Origin of the sequence: Leyella stercorea (assembly GCF_019052365.1) — a bacterium.
Taxonomy (GTDB): domain Bacteria; phylum Bacteroidota; class Bacteroidia; order Bacteroidales; family Bacteroidaceae; genus Prevotella.
Genome location: NZ_JAHQUY010000001.1, coordinates 1 through 18,673 on the forward strand (window position 1 = coordinate 1; position 18,673 = coordinate 18,673).

The following is an 18,673-nucleotide window of genomic DNA, read 5'->3' on the forward strand; positions in this document are numbered from 1 at the left end:
GTGCAACTTTTTACTCATATTTATCAACTTAAATTAATTCCGCCAACGGGTTAACTGCTATATCTTTGTTCTGGTTGCAAAGTTATATATAATTGTATTCACACATACTACTAACGTGTTACAATTTCGTTACGCTGCATAAAAAAAGGCGCACCCTCAATGGGTACGCCTTCTGTATGTCTATGTGTTAAAAAGCCTGCTTGTCGCCTACTATCACGTTTGCCACGGTCTTATACATTATATATATGTCGAGCCAGATGCTCCAGTGCTCCAGATACCAGATGTCGCCCTCTACGCGTCCTTCCATCTGCGAGAGTTGCTTCGTCTCGCCGCGGAATCCCGTCACCTGACTCCATCCCGTGATGCCGGGCTTTATGTAGTGGCGCACCATGTAGTTGTCTATCAGCTTCGAGTAGTCGTCGGTGTGCTTCACCATGTGCGGCCTCGGACCTACGATGCTCATCTGTCCTAACAGCACGTTGATGAACTGTGGCAGCTCGTCGATGTTCGTCTTGCGCATTATGTTGCCCCACTTCGTCTTTCGCGGGTCGTTCTTCGTAGCCTGCAGCGTGTCGGCGTCCTTGTTCACCTTCATGCTGCGGAACTTCAGACAGTAGAACTCGTTGCCGTTGAGTCCGGTGCGCTTCTGTCTGAAGAAGATCGGACCTGGCATGGTTATCTTCGTGATTGCCGTCACTATAACTAATATGATGGGGAAGAGCGTGCAGAGGAACGTCAGTGAGACGAGGATGTCGAACAGTCGCTTAACCAGTCGGTTCTCCATTTGGCTCAGCGGCTCGTTGTAGAGGCTGAGGTAGGGCACGTCACCCATCAGGTTCAGGTGCATGCGGTGGTGCAGGTAGTTGCTCACGTTCGGCATCGAGTAGAAGTGAATCATGTTATGCTCGCAGTAGCGTATCACTTCCAGAATCTCGTCGCTGAATCTTGACGACAGACAGCAGTATAGCTCGTGTATGTCATGATGTCCATCCAGCACTTTCGGCAAGTCTTGTGGCGTGCCCAGATAAAGACATTTGTCTTTGAACATCTCGTTGGGCTGATGGTCGAAGTAGCCCAGCACGTTGTAGCCTAAGGCGTCGTTCTCTGTCATCTCCCCGTACATCACTCGTGCGTTGTTGTTGCTGCCCACGAACACTATGTTGCGCTTGTTAGCCGGCTTGCGGCGCCATGCCACCAGCATCTTTCTTATGATGATGCGGTAGATAGATATGCACACGAACGAGGCAATCCAGTAGGTGCCCATTCGCAGCAGCGACAGATGCGGGAATTTGCCCAGCGAGAACAGCAGGAAGCAGCAGAGCGAGTAGACGAACACGTTGCGCATTACGCGCATTACTATTTGGTGGTTGTTTACTTTGCGGTGGTGCAGTATGACACCGTTGTTCATGGTGCAAGCGAAGTATATGATGCTGCCAGCCACCATTGTGTGGCGCATTATCTGTATGAAATATTCTAATGGTATGAAACTGCAGAACAACCAGTAAAGCAGGTTGAGGATGACGATGTCACCCAGCAGTACCGATACTTTCAAGAGATTGTTTTCATGCGGACGATGAATACTATTGCTCATGTTTATATTCTGTTTTTGGGGGTTATACTAATGTTGTTCTTTACTTATTTATTTACTTATTTCTCGAATACTCTCTATGTATTCTACGTTCAGTCGTAGTTCGCTTTTTTTGTGGTTTGTGCTTTCGCTTTAACACATAGTGCAAAGTTAAGCCAAATAATTCAGATAAAGGGTGTAAAACCGAAATAAAAAGTTAATTTCTCTAAAAGAAAAGCATAAAACACCTATCTCAATATTTTTAAGTACCTTTGCACTCCGAATTTAAATTTTTAAACTTAGAAGAACAAATGATAGTCTGCATAGCCGAGAAACCAAGCGTAGCCAAGGATATAGCCCGCATATTGGGTGCCACCACCTCTCACAACGGATACATGGAGGGTAATGGCTTTCAAGTGACGTGGACCTTCGGACATCTCTGCACGCTGAAAGAGCCCAACGACTACACCGAGAACTGGAAGCACTGGAGTCTCTCGGCGTTGCCGATGATTCCGCCGCGCTTCGGCATCAAGCTCATCGACGACGACGGCATCAAGCGCCAGTTCAGCGTCATTGAGCGTCTCATGCAGGCTGCCGACTGCATCGTCAACTGCGGTGACGCCGGCCAGGAGGGTGAGCTGATACAGCGTTGGGTGATGCAGAAGGCTCAGGCTAAGTGCCCCGTCAAGCGTCTTTGGATATCGTCGATGACCGACGAGGCTATCCGTGAGGGCTTCAACTCGCTGAAAGACCAGAGCGAGTATCAGCCGCTGTACGTTGCCGGACTGAGCCGTGCCATCGGCGACTGGCTCCTTGGCATGAACGCTACGCGTCTTTACACTCTCAAGTACGGACAGAACCGACAGGTGCTCAGCATCGGTCGTGTGCAGACGCCTACACTCGCACTTATCGTCAACCGCCAGAAGGAAATCGACTCGTTTGAGCCTGAACCATATTGGGTGCTCTCCACTATCTACCGCGACACGCTCTTCACAGCCACAAAGGGCAAGTTCACCACGAAGGAGGAAGGCGAGCAGGCATTCGCCACCATCGCCGACAAGCCGTTCGAGGTGACGAACGTCTCGAAGAAGAACGGCAACGAGGCGCCTCCGCGTCTCTTCGACCTCACATCGCTGCAGGTGGAGTGCAACCGCAAGTTCTCTTACAGCGCCGAGACGACGCTCAACCTCATACAGTCGCTCTACGAACGCAAGCTCACTACCTATCCGCGTGTCGACACGCAGTTTCTTAGCGACGACATCTACCCGAAGTGTGCCGGCATACTCACCGGTATGCGCGGTTACGAGCAGTACATACAGCCGCTTGCCGGCAAGAAGCTGCCCAAGTCGAAGCGTGTTTTCGACACGTCGAAGGTCACCGACCACCACGCCATCATTCCTACCGGTGTGCCTGCGTCGGCGCTCAGCGACATGGAGCGCAACGTCTACGACCTCATTGCGCGCCGCTTCATCGCCGTGTTCTATCCCGACTGCAAGTTCTCTACCACTACCGTGCTCGGAAAGGTGGAGGATGTGGAGTTTAAGGTGAGCGGAAAGGAGATTCTGGAGCCTGGATGGCGCACCATCTACGCTCAACAGCAAACCTCAACACCTCAACCCATCAACCCTCAACCGTCCTCTGACGACGACGACAAACGCGACGAGGAGCGCACTCTACCAACATTCGTAAAGGGCGAGAGCGGACCGCACACGCCTACGCTCACCGAGAAGTGGACTACGCCGCCTAAGTATTACACCGAGGCTACGCTGCTGCGTGCCATGGAGACCGCCGGCAAGTTTGTCGACGACGAGACGCTGCGTGCTGCGCTGAAGGAGAACGGCATCGGTCGTCCGTCTTCGCGTGCCGGCATCATAGAGACGCTCTTCAAGCGCCACTACATACGCCGCGAGCGCAAGAACCTCATCGCTACGGCTACGGGCATAGAGCTTATCGACATCATTCACGAAGAACTGCTAAAGAGTTGCGAGCTTACCGGCATTTGGGAGAAGAAACTGCGCGACATAGAACACAAGAAGTACGAGGCTGCCGACTTCATCAACGAGCTGAAGCAGCAGGTTACGGAGATTGTCTACGACGTGCTGCGCGACAACAGCAACCGCCGTGTCACCATCACTACCGACGAGGATCTGAAGAAGGCGAAAAAGAAAAAGACTGCTGCGCCGAAGAAAGCCGCAGCAAAGTCTGCTGCAACGTCGTCGACTGCATCAACAAAAAATGCTGCCGCCTCACCGCAGCCCGCAACAAGCGAGCCGTCGGCAGACGACAGCATTATCGGCACTACTTGCCCCGTTTGCGGCAAGGGTACTATCATTAAAGGTAAGACGGCTTACGGATGCAGCAACTGGAAGAACGGCTGCACCTATCGCGTCGCATTCAAGTAGTTTAGAACTTCACTACGCGAGCGCCGTCCTCGGTCTCTTCGATAGTAACCTTCGTTGCGTCCTCCGGCAACAGGTCCTCTATCAGCTCGGGCCACTCCAGAAAGCACAGCGAGCCGCTGTAGAAGTAGTCCTCGTAGCCCATGTCGTATACCTCTTCGAGCTTCTTTATGCGGTAGAAGTCGAAGTGGTATATCGCGTCGCCGGTTGTGGCGGAAGTATACTCGTTCACGATGGCGAACGTCGGAGATGTGATTACATCCTCCACGCCCAGACACTCGCAGACAGCCTTCACGAACGTAGTCTTGCCTGCACCCATCTTGCCGTAGAAAGCGAACACCTTGCCGTCGCCCATGTTCTCGACAAATGTCTTGGCAGCCTCGTTGATGTCTGCCAGAGAGTTGATTCTTATTTCCATAGTTTTTCTTTTTATGTAATCGGCTGTTGGCAGCCGGTTTTCTATTTTCTTCCTTTTAATGTTATCAGCGGTATGAGCATCTCTTCGAGCGAAATGCCGCCGTGCTGGAACGTGTCCTTGTAGTACGACACGTAGTAGTTGTAGTTGTTGGGGTAGGCGAAGAACGTGCTGCCGGTGGCGAACATGTACGACGTACTGATGTTCGGCGCTGGCAACTGCGCCTCGTGTGGGTTCTTTATCACGAACACTTCCTTCGACTGGCAGCTGAGGTTCTTGCCCAGCTTGTAGCGCAGATTAGTGTTGGTGTTGCGGTCGCCTACTATCTTCACCGGCTTCGACGCACGTATACTGCCGTGGTCGGTGGTGATGATAATCTTGCAGTCGATCTGCGAGAGTGCGTTGAGCAAGTCTGCCATAACCGAATGGCGGAACCACGAGAGCGTTATCGAACGGTATGCCGACTCGTTGTTGGCAAGCTCGCGCACCATCTTCGACTCGGTTCTTGCGTGCGACAGCATGTCGATGAAGTTCACGACAATCACGTTCAGGTCGTTCTTCGTCAGTTCGTTGAGGCGCGCCAGCAGCTTGTCGGCGCCCGTCGAGTCGTTTATCTTATGGTAAGAGAACGAGTCGTGGCGTCGGTAGCGCTCTATCTGCGTGCGTATGAGCGGCTCCTCGTTGAGGTTCTTGCCTTCGTCCTCGTCTTCGTCCACCCACAGTTCGGGGAACATTTTCTCAATCTGCTCGGGCATCAGACCCGAGAAGATAGCGTTGCGGGCGTACTGCGTAGCCGTCGGCAGAATGCTGGTGTACATATCCTCCTCAATGTCGAACATGTTGCCTATCTCCTTCGAGAGCACGCGCCACTGGTCGTAGCGGAAGTTGTCTATCACGATGAGGAACACCTTCTCGCCCTCGCTTATTGCGGGGAACACCTTGCGCTTTATTATGTCGGGGCTCATCAGCGGACGCTCCGTAACGCCAGGCGCCACCCACGACATGTAGTTTTTCTTTATGAACTTGGCGAAACCGTTGTTCGCCTCCTCCTTCTGCATCTGCAGCATCTCGGTCATGTTGCTGTCCGTAGAGCTCAGCTCCAGCTCCCAATGCACCAACCTTCGATACACATCCTTCCAGTCGTCTATCGTCTCGCAGTTCATTATCTGCATCGAGATGTCCTGGAAGTTCTGCTGATAGCCCGTCTGCGTCACTTCAGACACAATCTGCTTGCGGTGAATGTTCTTCTTCAGCGTCAGCAGAATCTGGTTCGGGTTCACGGGCTTTATCAGGTAGTCGGCAATCTTCGAGCCGATAGCTTGGTCCATGATGTTCTCCTCCTCGCTTTTCGTCACCATCACGATAGGCGTGGCAGGCGAGAGTTCCTTTATCTGCTGTAGCGTTTCGAGTCCGCTTATACCGGGCATCATCTCGTCGAGCAGCACCAGGTCGAACTTATGCTGCTTACATTCTTCGATGGCGTCGGTGCCGTTGCTAACGGTCACCACCTCGTATCCTTTGTTCTGCAGGAAGATGATATGGGCGCGCAAGAGTTCTATCTCGTCGTCAACCCATAGTAAATATCCGTTGCTCATAATGCTCTTTCTTTTTTAGTTAAAAACCATCGAGGTCGTAATACTCGTCGTCGTCGAAGTTGTCTTTCTGGGTCTTGCTGCCCTGCTTCTTCGATGTGCTCTGCTGAGGCTGCGGGTCCTCGCCGAAGTAGAACTCGTCCTCCAGCTGCTTCGGCTCTTCTTTAACCACGGGCTTCGGTTGCTCCTTCACCACGGGCTTCGGCTCTTCTTTAACCACAGGCTTTGGCTCTTCTTTAACCACTGGCTTCGGCTCCTCAATAACCGTTGTTGCAGGTTCCTCCTCAACAACAGTCGTTGTGGGTTCTTCCTTAATAACAGTCGTTGTGGGTTCTTCCTCAATTACGGTTTCGGTAGTCGACTCCGTAGACTTTTCGTCCTCTATGTTCACTACGCCGCTCTCCGTAGTCTGCTTCTCTGCCGGCTGCGGTTCTTCCTCGAAGACGGTGTTCGTAGAGTTCTGGTTGCTGTTCTGCTCCTCGTCGAAGTCGTCCTGCGGCTTCTTCGTTTCGCTTTCGTCAGGCTCGGTTACGGTCATCTCTGGTATCTCCAGCAGATCCTCCGAAGCTATCTTCAGCGGAGCGAAGTTCTTCTCGTAGAACTTGGCGTAGTCGGCGTAGCTGAACTGCTTGCCGAGCATAGGCAGATTGACGTCGCTGATAACGATCTGTCGGCTCTTGCCCACGAGTTTCATCAGCTGCTTCTGCTTCTGCAACTGGCGGGCGTACTGCAGCGCCTCGTCGTAGTTGCGGAATCCCTTCACGAGCATACGGTTCAGACCGTCTACCTGCTCAATCTCTATGTCGAAGTTGCGCACCATGTACGACGTGAAGTTGTAGCGTGCCAGTTCGAACAACATTCGGTTGGCGTCTATCGAGTCGGGCTTGTAAGCTATCATATATATGAACGCGGCGTTGCGGTCGTTAGAGAACTCGCGTACAGCTGTCGAGTCGTCCTCGTTGAGCACCTGCGAACGGCGTTCCCAAACGTTCTCGAGGTCGAACTTGCCGCCTTGCAGACGTCTGCCCTCGTTCACGCCCTTCACAATCATGCCTGCCATCTCTGCCACGGGGCTTTGCGGATACTTCTTCACCACCGTGTTCAGGTCTTCGATGCAGCCCTCATAGTCGCCGTCGTTCAGCTTGCCCAGTCCGCCGATGAAGAGGAATTTGTCGCGGTTGGCTCCCAACGGGAATCGATGTTCGGAGACGGCGACATTGGCGCTCACCTCTTTGTAGCGAGCCGCCTTGAACGCGTCGTAGGTAGAAGCGTATAGCGAGTCTTCGAGATGCACGCCGAGGCGCGCGTTCTCCACGAAGTAGGGGTCGGTGAGCAGCGTTGTCCACTCGCTCTCGGGGTACTCCTGCTTCAGTCGTGCCACGTACGAGTCGGCGGTCAGCTTCTCGCCCTTGCGCATATATAGCAGGTAGAGGTGATAGTAAGCCTCTGCCATCTTTTCAAAGTTCGGATAGCCGCCGATGAGTCGCATCAACTGCTTCTCGCTAAGCGGCAGGTTGTCGAGCTTGTCCTTGAAGATCACGCCCGAGTTGTATAGTCCGTCGGCGATGACGGCGTTGCTCTCAGCCATCTGCTCCTCCGTGAACGGAATTTGCGCCAGATAATACTCGCGCTTGTGCGGATCGTTCTGCGCACTATCTGCCACGAGCGCCAGCGAGTCGGCTACGGCTTCAGCCTGCGCTATCGAGTCCTGCTGCTCTTCGGTCAGTTCGGGCTCGTCGCTCTGGAACGCCACCACCGTCTTGTTCACACGCTGCCAGTTGTCTACGTTCTCGCGCTTGCCCCATTGCTTCTGGAACGCCGCCTTACCCTGGCTCACCGTCATCTGGTTGTAGAAGTACCACTGTGCATTGCGCTGGTTCTGCTGGTTCTGCATCGCCGTGTTGTTGCCGAACTGGTTGTTCTGCGCCATATCGTTGCCGCCGTTCTGCTGGTTTTGTGCGTTCTGCTCAGCCAGCAGTCGGCGTTCCTCCTTCTCCTTCTTCTTCAGCGCCTCGATGGTGCGGTCGATGGCTGCGTTGCGCTCGCTCTCGCTCATCTTGGCGAGCGACTGCAGCGAGTCCTGCAGGTGTATGGCGTCGGTGTACGGCACGAGGTCGTCCAGAATCTTCGAGCGCTCCGCAAGCTCCTCGTAGTCCTTGCGCTCCTTGTCGAGCATACCGATAGCCTGACCGTAGCAGCGCTGCGCATCGTTGTAGCGCTCCTTGTCCCAGTAGATGTCGCCCAACTTCAGCAGCAGCACGCCCTTCTCTATGCCCGAGCGTGTAGCCTTAGCCGCTCCGCGCTCGTAGGCGATGATAGCCTGCGTGGAGTCGTTCTGCGCCAGATAGATGTTGCCGATGGCGTAGTATACCTGGTCGAGATAGTCCTTATTCTTGTCCGAGCGTGCCATGCGCTTCAGTCTGCCAATCATCTTCTTCGACTGACCGGCAGACATCACCTCCGTCATGGCGATGCGCGCGTTGAACTCCAGTTCGTACGGCGGGTTGAGCTTCACCACGTGCTTGAACGCCTTCGTAGCCTCCACGTTGTTGCCCAGTGCCGCCTGCATCTGTCCCATGAGAAACCACTCGCGGGCGCGCTGCTTGCGGCGCATCTCGTGTTTGATGACGTTACGCAGGTGGGGAATAGCTTTCTCGTATTCGCCCGTGTGCACGTAGTAGTCGGCGTAGGTGTAGTCCCACTCCTTGCGCGCCGACCAGTGAATGGAGTCGCGCTGCATGTTGCGTATCACGTCCTCGGCGTCGTAGAGCCATCCCTCCTCTATGTAGCACTTGGCGAGCCATGCTCTCGACTTGGCGTAGATGGCGGGCTGCGTCTGGTAGAGACGTCCCATGTAGTTGAACGTAGCCGCCGCCTCGTCGAACGCGCCCTTGTAGAACTGCGAACGGCCCATGAGCATCCATGCCTTCCAGAGGAACGGGTTGTACTCGCGGCGCGAGAGCCACTCCAGGTCCTTCGCCGTCTTCTTGCGCTGCTTCGTCCACTGCGGTCGGCGCTTAATGCTGTGCAGCTTGATGGTCTTCTGACACTTCTCGATGGCGCGGTCGTAGTTCGACTTGCCTATCTCTCGGCTGCTCTTGTTGCTCACGGTGTAGAGCGGAATGATCTCGGTGAAGTTGTCTTTGTTGCCCTCCTCTTTCTCCAGAGAGGCGTCAATATACGCTAATGAGCCGTTATAATAGGTGTTATAACGAGCCTTGAACGAATGCCACCAGCGTGTGCGCGCGGTGTTTTTCTGCGTAGAACATCCTGTCGCAACCACCAATACAGCTGCGAGAAGGATGGGGATAATATGTCTTGTCTTAAATAGTTTCACGTATAAATAACTCTGTTTGTGGCGTTTTATTGCCTTAGCCCTCCATAAGCATGAATGTTTCGTCCTTTATCTGGTCGGGCAGGCTGATTCCGCGCAGGGTCAGACTGCGGCACCAGTCGGCTATCTCCTCGTGTCGCATGGTGTAGAGCACCTCGCTGAACTGCTCCACCTCCTCGTCGGTGTAGCTGTCTGACGGGCGTCCTTTGAACACGTCGAGCTCCTCGTCGTCGTAGTAGACGATGTCCTTCGTGGCAGCTTCCATCATGCAGTCCTGCTCGCACTTGTCGTTCGTGCCGTTGCATGTGGCGCAGGTCTCCACCACGGTTATCTTCTCTTCGCCGTCGTGCTTGCTCAGCTTGGCGATCAGCGCTGCGATTATGCCAAGCGCAATTATCGAAATCACTAATATTATCATATTCTTTTCAATGTTTTTTGTGTCCTCCCACGGATTGTTTGCTAAGTCTTTGTCTCCCACGGATTTCACAGATCTGCACAGATGTGAGGGTGCTTTCAAGGGGGTGCACTTGTCTCAAGTGCACCAACCGAGCAAAATCGATATTCTCCCACAGATTTCACTCTGCACAGATGTGAGGGTGCGCAGAATTTAACCACGGATTAAATCGATTAAACGGATGAGCCTTCCAGGGGGTGCACTTGTCTCAAGTGCACCAACCGAGCAATAAGTGCACCAACCGAGCAATAGGTGCCTTTTGTTTTGTTGGTGCAGTTCTTGCTCTGGCAAGCGGCAAAGCCGAGCGGAGACAGCTGCACCCCCTGGGTTGGCAGCGTGGGTATGGCAGGAATGCCATACCCTCCTACATCTGTGAACATCCGTGTCATCTGTGGAAGGCTCTTCTCTGCAAGAGGTTCTGTGTGTTCGGTGCATTCCGTGGGAGCTTCTTCACCGCTTGTTCGGTTGGTGCAGTTCTTGCTCTGGCAAGCGGCAAAGCCGAGCGGAGACAGCTGCACCCCCTGGGTTGGCAGCGTGGGTATGGCAGGAATGCCATACCCTCCTACATCTGTGAACATCCGTGTCATCTGTGGAAGGCTCTTCTCTGCAAGAGGTTCTGTGTGTTCGGTGCATTCCGTGGGAGCTTCTTCACCGCTTGTTCGGTTGGTGCAGTTCTTGCTCTGGCAAGCGGCAAAGCCGAGCGGAGACAGCTGCACCCCCTGGCGGAATCCACAGAAGTAGTGTGCAAATCTCACTACATCACCATCTCACCACCACAACATCCTTTCACCATCTCACCATCTCAACACCCTTTCACTTCGAACCCAGCCACCTGCATGTCCTCCCAATACTGTGGGTACGACTTCGTCACCACCTGCGGCTCGTTGATGCGCAGCCCCGGGAACATAATAGCAGCCGGCGCGAACGCCATCGCCATGCGGTGGTCGTCGTACGTGTCGATAGGCTCCAGTGTCGGCTCGCAGCGCGTGCCGTCCCAGATGAGCGTGTCGCCGTTCTCGTCGCGCAGCACGAAGCCCAGCTTGCGTAACTCGCGCTTCAGCGCCTCGATGCGGTCGGTCTCCTTGATGCGCAGCGTAGCCAAGCCCGTGAAGCGGAACGGTATGCCGCGCAGTGCGCACGTCACCACCACCGGCTGCGCCAGGTCGGGCACACTGCTGAAGTCGTAGTCGAGACGCGGCAGCATACACTGGTGACTCTTTATGCTCACCGTCGGGAAGCGCTCGCCCTCTACCGTGCTGTACTTCGTCTTCACGCCCAGCAGCGAGAAGATATATTTCACGATGGAGTCGCCCTGACGCGACGCGTCCATGAGGCCCTTGAAGCGCACCTCCGACTCGTCGTTCCCTCGCAGCGCCAGCATCTCGTACCAGTAAGCCGCCGCGCTCCAGTCGCTCTCTATCGTGTACTCGTGTCGCTCGTACGGCTTCGCGTTCACCGTGATGGTGTCCGCGTCGCTCCAGTCGGCGTCCGCCCCGTACTCGCGCATCATCCACAGCGTGAGGTCGATATACGGGCGCGAGATGGCACCGTCGGTGATGCGCAGCTGCAGTCCGTTCTTCAGCGTCGGCGCAATCATCAGCAGCGCCGAGATATACTGCGAACTGATGTTGCCCGCCACCTCTATGTATCCGCCCTCGAGCGTGCGCCCCTTGATGCGCAGCGGCGGATAGCCCTCCTCGCCCAAGTATTCGATGTCAGCGCCCAGATAGCGCAGCGCGTTCACCAGGATGCCAATCGGACGCTGCTTCATGCGGTCGGTGCCCGTGATGACATGCTCGCCCGGCTGCGTGGCGAGGAACGCCGTGAGGAATCGCATCGCCGTGCCCGCCCCCTTGATGTCAATCTCGTACGGGCGTCGCTGCATCGCGTCGATGATTACCTCCGTGTCGTCGCACACCGAGAGGTTCTGCGGCAGTATGTCGCCGCACGACAGCGCATGAATGATAAGCGCGCGGTTGCTGATGCTTTTTGACGCCGGCAGCGCGATAGTAGCGTTAATAGTCTGGGGTGCTGTTATTGTATATTGCATGATGCTGTTTGTTTTTCTTTCAATGTTCAGAGTTCGTTTCTCCCAATGTTCAGAGTTCGTTTCTCTATATGCAAAGTTACGAAAACTATTCCAAACTATCGCTCAAAGCATTGAAAACAAAAACTATATTGTGTTATTTTTTTACAACGCGGATTCATCTGATTCATCTGATTTACAGCGCACCCTAACAATATATTTTTTTACAACGGATTTATCTGATTAATCGGATTTTCTGAGCACCCATCCGTAGCGGAGGTATCCTGCCTCCGCAGCACGTAGCAACACATATTCAATCGTAATCTATTGAACACGAATCTCCCGAATCCGTTCAATCAGCTTAATCCGCGTTAAGTTCCTTCGCACACTAACATCTGTGCAGAGTGAAATCTGTGTGAGGAAAGAGATTCCCACAGAACGCACGGAACTCACAGAACCTCTTGCAGAGAAAAGCCTCCCACAGATGGCACAGATGTTCACAGATGTAGGGAGGCACACGAAATTCGTGTTATTCGCGTAATTCGTGTTCGTCCATCTCTCAGCAATCGTCTTCCGTGTATTCAGCGTGTTCTGTGGGCGACCTCTCACATCCAATATGTTTCTACCACGAATAGCACGAATAGCACGAATGTAGGAGGGCCGCGGCGGAGGCAGGATACCTCCGCTACTATAAAATCCGTTCAATCGGTTCAATCCGTTGTTGAAAATCCCAAGCAGCAGGAACCCGTTCAATCGGTTTAATCCGTTGTTCAATCCCTGCGCACCCTAACATCTGTGTCCATCCGTGCCATCTGTGGGAGAACATCCTCCTAAGAGTAATTCGTGGTCGCTCATCCCATCGAAATTCGCAGTAAAATTCTTTCCGCCAACCACGTAACTTGCTCACGCCATATTGACCACCCGACTTCCGCGCGAATCCCCATTCTAGAGATTACCGCTGCGCTTTCCGAGTCTTTTCGCCGCCTCGAACCAACCCCTTCCAAGCCGATTTTGTCCAAAATTTAGGTTTTTCCTCACTTTTCCCATGTTTTTCAGTAGTTTTTCGCTGTTTTTTGCCAACTTATCGTGGGCTTTTACCATGTAAAAGCATAGGTTTTACCCAGTAAAAGCATAGCTCTTACCATGTAAAGTCTCACGATAAGTTTGCGAAGCGTGAAAAACGCCCCTTTTAAAACCCCTCAAAAATCCGTCCGCCCCCTTTCTTTCTTCATTTTCCTCGCACTCCTGAGCGGTAAAATAGACTATTTTCGGGCTGTAGCAAATAGTATGCCACACACGCGAGTGAAATTAAACGAGCAGAGCACGCCGCATGCTGTAGCGGAGGTCTTGGAACAACCTCGGCACCAAGCCGAACATTAACAGAAGATTTGTGCGTTCGTTCGCAAAATTTTCGTAATTTTGTAATCAGACAAAAGAAAATAAAAAACGAGACAAATAAAACAAAATGGACACATCATCTCATTTTCATTCTCTCGAAGAGCTTATACGCGCTTTAGATAGAGAACGTAAGTTGCTGGATGGGTTGTTTCAAGACCGCAAACGACTTTCGTTCCGTTACGACTTGGCACGTGATCTTGCCGCAAAGAAGGATGAGAGTTTGGAGTTTCTACGGAGGTTTGGAGTTATCAGGGACAATGGCGACTTCATCGAGTTGGAGGATGTATATCTGAAATTCTTCGAAGATGTGCTCGAAGTGAACGAAGAAATAAACGTAGCAAGTGTGAAGGAGAGCATAGGCAGCCTGAATGCAGCTATCGACTATTATCAAAACGAGTCCGACCCAAAACGTAAATATGGATATCTGAATGATGTGAAACGCATTCTGAAAAACATTTCGCTAACCACCTTGCGAAACGTAATAGACTTGAAACGCAATATCGACAACACATACAAGAACGAGCCAAACTTCGCCATCAAGAAAATGAAGTTGGTGCATTTGGACAAGAAACGCAAGGATATTGCAGCTCTTATAAACGAATGCGAAAAGGTGATAAACGAGAAGCAGTACACTTTCTTTATAGAGGCTATGGATGTGCAACTTAAAGAAATTGTGATTGACGTAAAGCTGCAGCTAAAGGAAGTGTATCACAATCTTTTGGAACTCGACCGACAGATTATCCTCTATCTTAGTCTGATAAAGTATCAGAGCCAACTTTTTGAGAAGGTACAGAAGCTGAAATATCTGCGCGACCAAATGCTGCTCGACACTAACACGGACATAAAGGCAAAGATGGCTGCAAGAAATCCTGTATGGATGGAGCCCCGACCGAGATATACGCTGAAAGTTTCGCTATCCATGCTACGTACGTCTGACGTCGGATTAAAGATATTGCAGGACGTAGCCAAAGGCAAAGGTAACGACCGATTGCGTAAAGGCAATCTTGCCGACCCGTTTACGGAAGACGAATTGAAGGAACAGCAGCATGTGCTGCAAATGGTAGATGTACACGAGGTGAAGAACGCATTCATGGCATCTGGTGACAACCTGTTCCACTTCGTAATGAACTACTCGGGATACCGCAAACAGATGACAGAGGAGGAGAAACTTGTGTTGTTCTGTCAGATAGCTGCACAATATCTCGACAACCTATCTATTAGTGAAGAATACCGTTGCCACAATGGTATTGAATACCCATTGATCTATCCAAAAATTGCTTAACAAACATGCGCTATACAAAAGAAATATTTGAAATACTTAGCAGAGGTGGATTCATATCGCAAAACTCCATCTCTCCACAACGTACGCACCTTTATGATGCTATAGAGGACGATTTCCAACAATATCAGGAATACTTTGAGGGCATAGGCTTCTTGCTCGAAGGTGGAAATGGTTACTACTATTTCTCTCGTTCTGAGAGCAAAGTGGAACTGGCAGACAAGGTGCAACGTATGGCCGATTGGATTGACCGTATAGATTTCCTCAAGACGTTCAATACTGCCTTTGGGTCAGGATTCTCCTTCCGTAAATCGAATATTCTTGAAAAATTCTCGAGTGACATAGAGTTGAAAGAAAAGGCACGACATCTTTATACTGAATTAAAGACTAACGACGATAAAATAGATAAACTAATTGGCGACTTGGATCGACAAGGCTTTGTGGAACTTGAAAATGAGCTCGACAGCACATACAAGGTGACCGCAGCTTTTCATTATATAGAAGAACTTATAGATTGTCTCACCATAATAGACACCGAAACAGAACAAGCATGAGAGCATTACGCAAGATAGTATTTATTAACAGCGCACACATTCGCTATGCCGAAGTGCGTGTGGACGGAAATGTGCATTTTATTGGCACTCAAGGTGTGGGCAAGAGCACTTTGCTACGCGCAATCCTCTTCTTTTATAATGCCGACAAACTGCATCTTGGTATACCTAAGGAGATGAAATCGTTCGACGAGTTCTATCTGCCTCATGCCAACTCGTATATAGTGTACGAAGTGGAACATGAGCACGGACCTTTCTGTATATTGACATTCCGTTCGTCGGGACGTGCCTGCTACCGCTTCATTGACAGCGAATACAAGAAAGAATGGCTTGTAGACAATAATGGTGAGGTAACCGCTGAAAGTAAGGTGATTCGCGAGCGCTTAGGCAACTGCTATATGAGTAAAATTATTGACCGATATGAGCAATATCGCGACATACTCTATGGCAACAAGCAGGCTGTAGGTAAGGAGTTCGCACGATTCCAATTGATGGAGACAAACCGTTATCAGAATATTCCGCGAAGTATTCAAAACGTATTTCTTAACTCGCGACTGGATGCCAACTTTATAAAGGATATCATTATACGCTCTATGAGCGAAGAAGAGGCTAATATAGATCTTGGATATTTCCGTCGTCAGGTGGCTGACTTCGAGCAAGAGTATAAAGACATATCATGCTGGTATAAGCTAAACCCAAAAGGCGAATCGGCTGTACGCAAACAGGCTGATAATGTGCTGAATGCTTATCACGAACTGCTGTATATGAAACAGCAGATAAGCGAGTTGTGTGGCGAACTGAACTATGCAGTACGCACATCTCATGAGCGTCTGCCTTTGGTAGAAAACAAAATATTGGAACTCGAAGAGTCACAGAACAAGACCAAACAATTGCTTGCTGAAATACAGCAAGATTTCGACCGTGAGAAGTCGCGTCTAAACCAAGAACAAGGTGTTGTAAACAACAATATCAAACGACTGAAGGATAGCAAAAAGTTTTATGCCGACCAACATATAGAGGATGTTCTGAAAAGACATAGCCAAGAGCAAATGTTGAAGGTAAAGCTCGAAGGAGACAAGGCCAAATTAGCAGAGCTTACAGCACGCTTTAATGATGTCACGGCTAAATATAAAATCTTGCGTCAGAATGTTGAAAACCAGTTCAAGAACTATGAACTGTCGCAGAACGAAAAAATAAATAAACTTATTCAGGGTAAATTGCAAGCAGATGAACGTTTGTTGGTAGAACACAATAATCACCGGAAAGAGATTGATGCTGCTTTTACAGACAAGTTAACTCTTGCAAACAACAAAATCGCAGAACTCAAAGATGAGAAAGTCGAAGTTGAAAAAGAAATTCTCAAACTGAAATACTTGCAACCTTACAAGGCAGAACAGGATGCGTTGAGAAAAAAACAGAATGATCTGACTATACGCAAGAATGAACTCGGTGGTCTGATATCCACAGCAGAAGCTAATATCGGCAAGCTGCAGACTGAATACGAAAAGCAAGAGTCTGGCATTTTGGCTGAAAGCAAACGAAAGAAAGAGGCAAAGCAGCAGGAAATTAATTTGGTTTCAGAAAAGTTGGCTGATATAGAACGACTGTTGGCTCGTACCAAAGGTTCGTTATACGAATGGTTGGAGGAGAACAAAACGGACTGGGAACATAATATCGGCAAAGTTATAAATGAGGATAGTGTGCTTTATCGAACAGGATTGCATCCGCAAAAGGATGATGGAATTTCAATGTTCGGAGTTAAACTTGATCTTACAGACTTGCCACTTTCAGTGCGTAAGCCATCACAGTTGAAGGAAGAAAAAAATGTATTGGAAGGCACTCTTAAAACACTGAAGACTGAATACGCTTCGTTACATGAGTATGAGGAAAAGCAGATCGAGGAACTGAAACATGTATTCGTTCCAAAGATAAAAGAATTGCGTCAGCAGAAATCTTTATATGAAACAGAACTGCGTTCAATTCCACAGAAACAAAAAGGCATACAGGTGGAGATTGAAGAATATGCAGATAAGGCAAAACAAGAATTAGATGAAAAGAACAAACAACAGGAGATTTATCTGCAAGATATTGCTCACCGTCTGCTGAATGCAGAATCAGAACATGCCAAAATTACTGCAGAAAAGGAAAAGCAATTTGATTCTGAAGAAAATAGATACCAGAAAGCAAGTAGAGAGGCTCTGCAAAAGCACGAGCAGAAGGTGGCAGAAATACATGCAGATATCAAGCAGGAAAAACTGAAATCAGAAAATGAACTGGAACTGCTCAAGGTTCAAGAACTTAACGAACTGCATGGACGTGGTGCTGATACACGCTTGGTTGAGGAGTGTAAAAACTCTATACAAACAATAGAAAGCGAGCTGAAATATATAGAAGATAATAAGCGACTCGTGTTTGCTTACCAACGTGACAAAGAGGAACTGTTCGACCGTGAGGATGAATTCAACGCTCAAAAGAAACGTCTTGCAGATAAATTACAGCAACTAAGCGATAAGTACAATCAGCGCAAGCAGAAACATAACGACACGCTGCATTCTTTAGAAAAAGAACTTGCAGACCGACGTAAGGAAAAAAGTCATATTGATGAAAACTTGGAGAAAGCAAGAGATTTCATCAATAACGAGAGTTTGTGTCCTCCAATTTTGGTAGATACGCCTGAACGTGAGACTCTGCTTGCTCCAAGCCAAGCTGTTGATGAGTTGACAAGCATTATTGTATCACGTCAGAAAAACTTCGACAAATTCAAAGGATGCGTTAATATCTTCAAAGCTAACTTCTCTGTTAAGAATACATTCCATTTCCGTATGGAACTTTCTGTCGACGAAGATTACCTCGACTTTGCAAACAATCTTGACGACTTCATTGCCAATAGCAAGATTGAGGAATACCGCCGTCGAACCAGTGAGCGTTACTTAGACATATTGAATCGTGTATCAAAGGAAATGGGCGAATTGACAAAGCACGAATCTGATGTTGAAAAGATAATACGTGATATCAATAGCGACTTCAAGGAACGCAACTTTGCAGGAGTCATCAAGCTTATTGCCCTTCGGTCTGTACCTTCGGCTGACAAGATGGTGCAACTGATGAAGCGTATAAAGGATTTCAATGACGAAAATCAATTTGCAATGGGCGAACTCAATCTCTTCTCGTCGGCAAATCGTGAAGATACGAATCAAAAGGCTGTAGCACATCTGCTCGACTTTATGAAATCGCTCGTTGATAACCCACAACGACAATACCTCACGCTCTCCGATCTCTTCCAGTTGCAGTTCCGCATAGGTGAGAATGACAACGATACGGGATGGGTAGACAAACTGTCGCATGTAGGCAGCGAAGGAACAGATACGCTGGTTAAAGCTATGATAAACATCATGCTTATAAATGTATTCAAAGGAAAAGTGAGCCGTAAATTCGACGATTTCCGCATACATTGTATGATGGATGAGATTGGTAAACTACATCCGCAGAACGTGAAAGGCATACTTGACTTTGGTAATGCTCGAAATATTCTGCTAATTAATTCCTCGCCAACTACATACAATGTCTCTGACTATCGCTATACTTACTTGTTGAGCAAGGATGGCAAATCGCAAACGATTGTACGTCCGTTAATTTCGCAACAATAAATAAAATAGAA

At 49.9% G+C, this 18,673-nt stretch carries 11 protein-coding genes; 4 read left to right on the top strand and 7 right to left on the bottom strand.

Features of this window, described 5'->3' with window-relative positions; translation table 11 throughout:
• Positions 1-187: 187 nt before the first annotated feature.
• On the bottom strand, positions 188-1,591 hold the full coding sequence (locus tag KTQ90_RS00005) for an undecaprenyl-phosphate glucose phosphotransferase (protein ID WP_217316718.1): 1,404 nt from the start codon (positions 1,589-1,591) through the stop codon (positions 188-190).
• Positions 1,592-1,878: 287 nt separating this feature from the next.
• Here KTQ90_RS00005 and KTQ90_RS00010 point away from each other — a divergent pair, with 287 nt between their 5' ends.
• Positions 1,879-3,969 (top strand): DNA topoisomerase 3, encoded by a 2,091-nt coding sequence (locus KTQ90_RS00010; RefSeq protein WP_217316719.1) that lies wholly within the window; start codon positions 1,879-1,881, stop codon positions 3,967-3,969.
• 1 nt (position 3,970) lies between these two features.
• On the opposite strand, the gene tsaE is transcribed toward KTQ90_RS00010, so the two are convergent.
• The 6 genes from tsaE to KTQ90_RS00040 form a co-directional block, all read right to left on the bottom strand.
• Positions 3,971-4,384 (bottom strand): tRNA (adenosine(37)-N6)-threonylcarbamoyltransferase complex ATPase subunit type 1 TsaE, encoded by a 414-nt coding sequence (gene tsaE, locus KTQ90_RS00015; RefSeq protein ID WP_217316720.1) that lies wholly within the window; start codon positions 4,382-4,384, stop codon positions 3,971-3,973.
• 41 nt (positions 4,385-4,425) lie between these two features.
• The gene (gene porX / locus KTQ90_RS00020; protein WP_217316721.1) at positions 4,426-5,976 is read right to left on the bottom strand and encodes a T9SS response regulator signal transducer PorX; all 1,551 of its coding nucleotides are present in this window, start codon (positions 5,974-5,976) and stop codon (positions 4,426-4,428) included.
• A gap of 19 nt (positions 5,977-5,995) precedes the next feature.
• On the bottom strand, positions 5,996-9,310 hold the full coding sequence (porW, locus tag KTQ90_RS00025) for a type IX secretion system periplasmic lipoprotein PorW/SprE (protein ID WP_217316722.1): 3,315 nt from the start codon (positions 9,308-9,310) through the stop codon (positions 5,996-5,998).
• 34 nt (positions 9,311-9,344) lie between these two features.
• Complete coding sequence (locus tag KTQ90_RS00030) at positions 9,345-9,725, bottom strand: hypothetical protein (protein WP_217316723.1); 381 nt, start codon at positions 9,723-9,725, stop codon at positions 9,345-9,347.
• A gap of 209 nt (positions 9,726-9,934) precedes the next feature.
• Complete coding sequence (locus KTQ90_RS00035; RefSeq protein ID WP_217316724.1) at positions 9,935-10,516, bottom strand: hypothetical protein; 582 nt, start codon at positions 10,514-10,516, stop codon at positions 9,935-9,937.
• A gap of 47 nt (positions 10,517-10,563) precedes the next feature.
• Positions 10,564-11,811 (bottom strand): 3-phosphoshikimate 1-carboxyvinyltransferase, encoded by a 1,248-nt coding sequence (locus KTQ90_RS00040; protein ID WP_217316725.1) that lies wholly within the window; start codon positions 11,809-11,811, stop codon positions 10,564-10,566.
• A gap of 1,441 nt (positions 11,812-13,252) precedes the next feature.
• Between KTQ90_RS00040 and KTQ90_RS00045 the strand changes: the two genes are divergently transcribed.
• From KTQ90_RS00045 to KTQ90_RS00055, 3 genes are read left to right on the top strand one after another with little or no spacing between them, the layout of a single operon-like run.
• Complete coding sequence (locus KTQ90_RS00045) at positions 13,253-14,467, top strand: hypothetical protein (protein WP_217316726.1); 1,215 nt, start codon at positions 13,253-13,255, stop codon at positions 14,465-14,467.
• 5 nt (positions 14,468-14,472) lie between these two features.
• Entirely contained in the window at positions 14,473-15,018 is a 546-nt protein-coding gene (locus KTQ90_RS00050; RefSeq protein WP_217316727.1) for a condensin complex protein MksE, read from the top strand.
• Positions 15,015-18,662 carry an ATP-binding protein gene (locus KTQ90_RS00055; RefSeq protein WP_217316728.1) on the top strand — a complete coding sequence of 1,216 codons (3,648 nt, stop codon included), beginning with the start codon at positions 15,015-15,017 and terminating at the stop codon, positions 18,660-18,662. Before KTQ90_RS00050 ends, KTQ90_RS00055 begins: the two co-directional genes overlap by 4 nt.
• Positions 18,663-18,673: the final 11 nt, after the last annotated feature.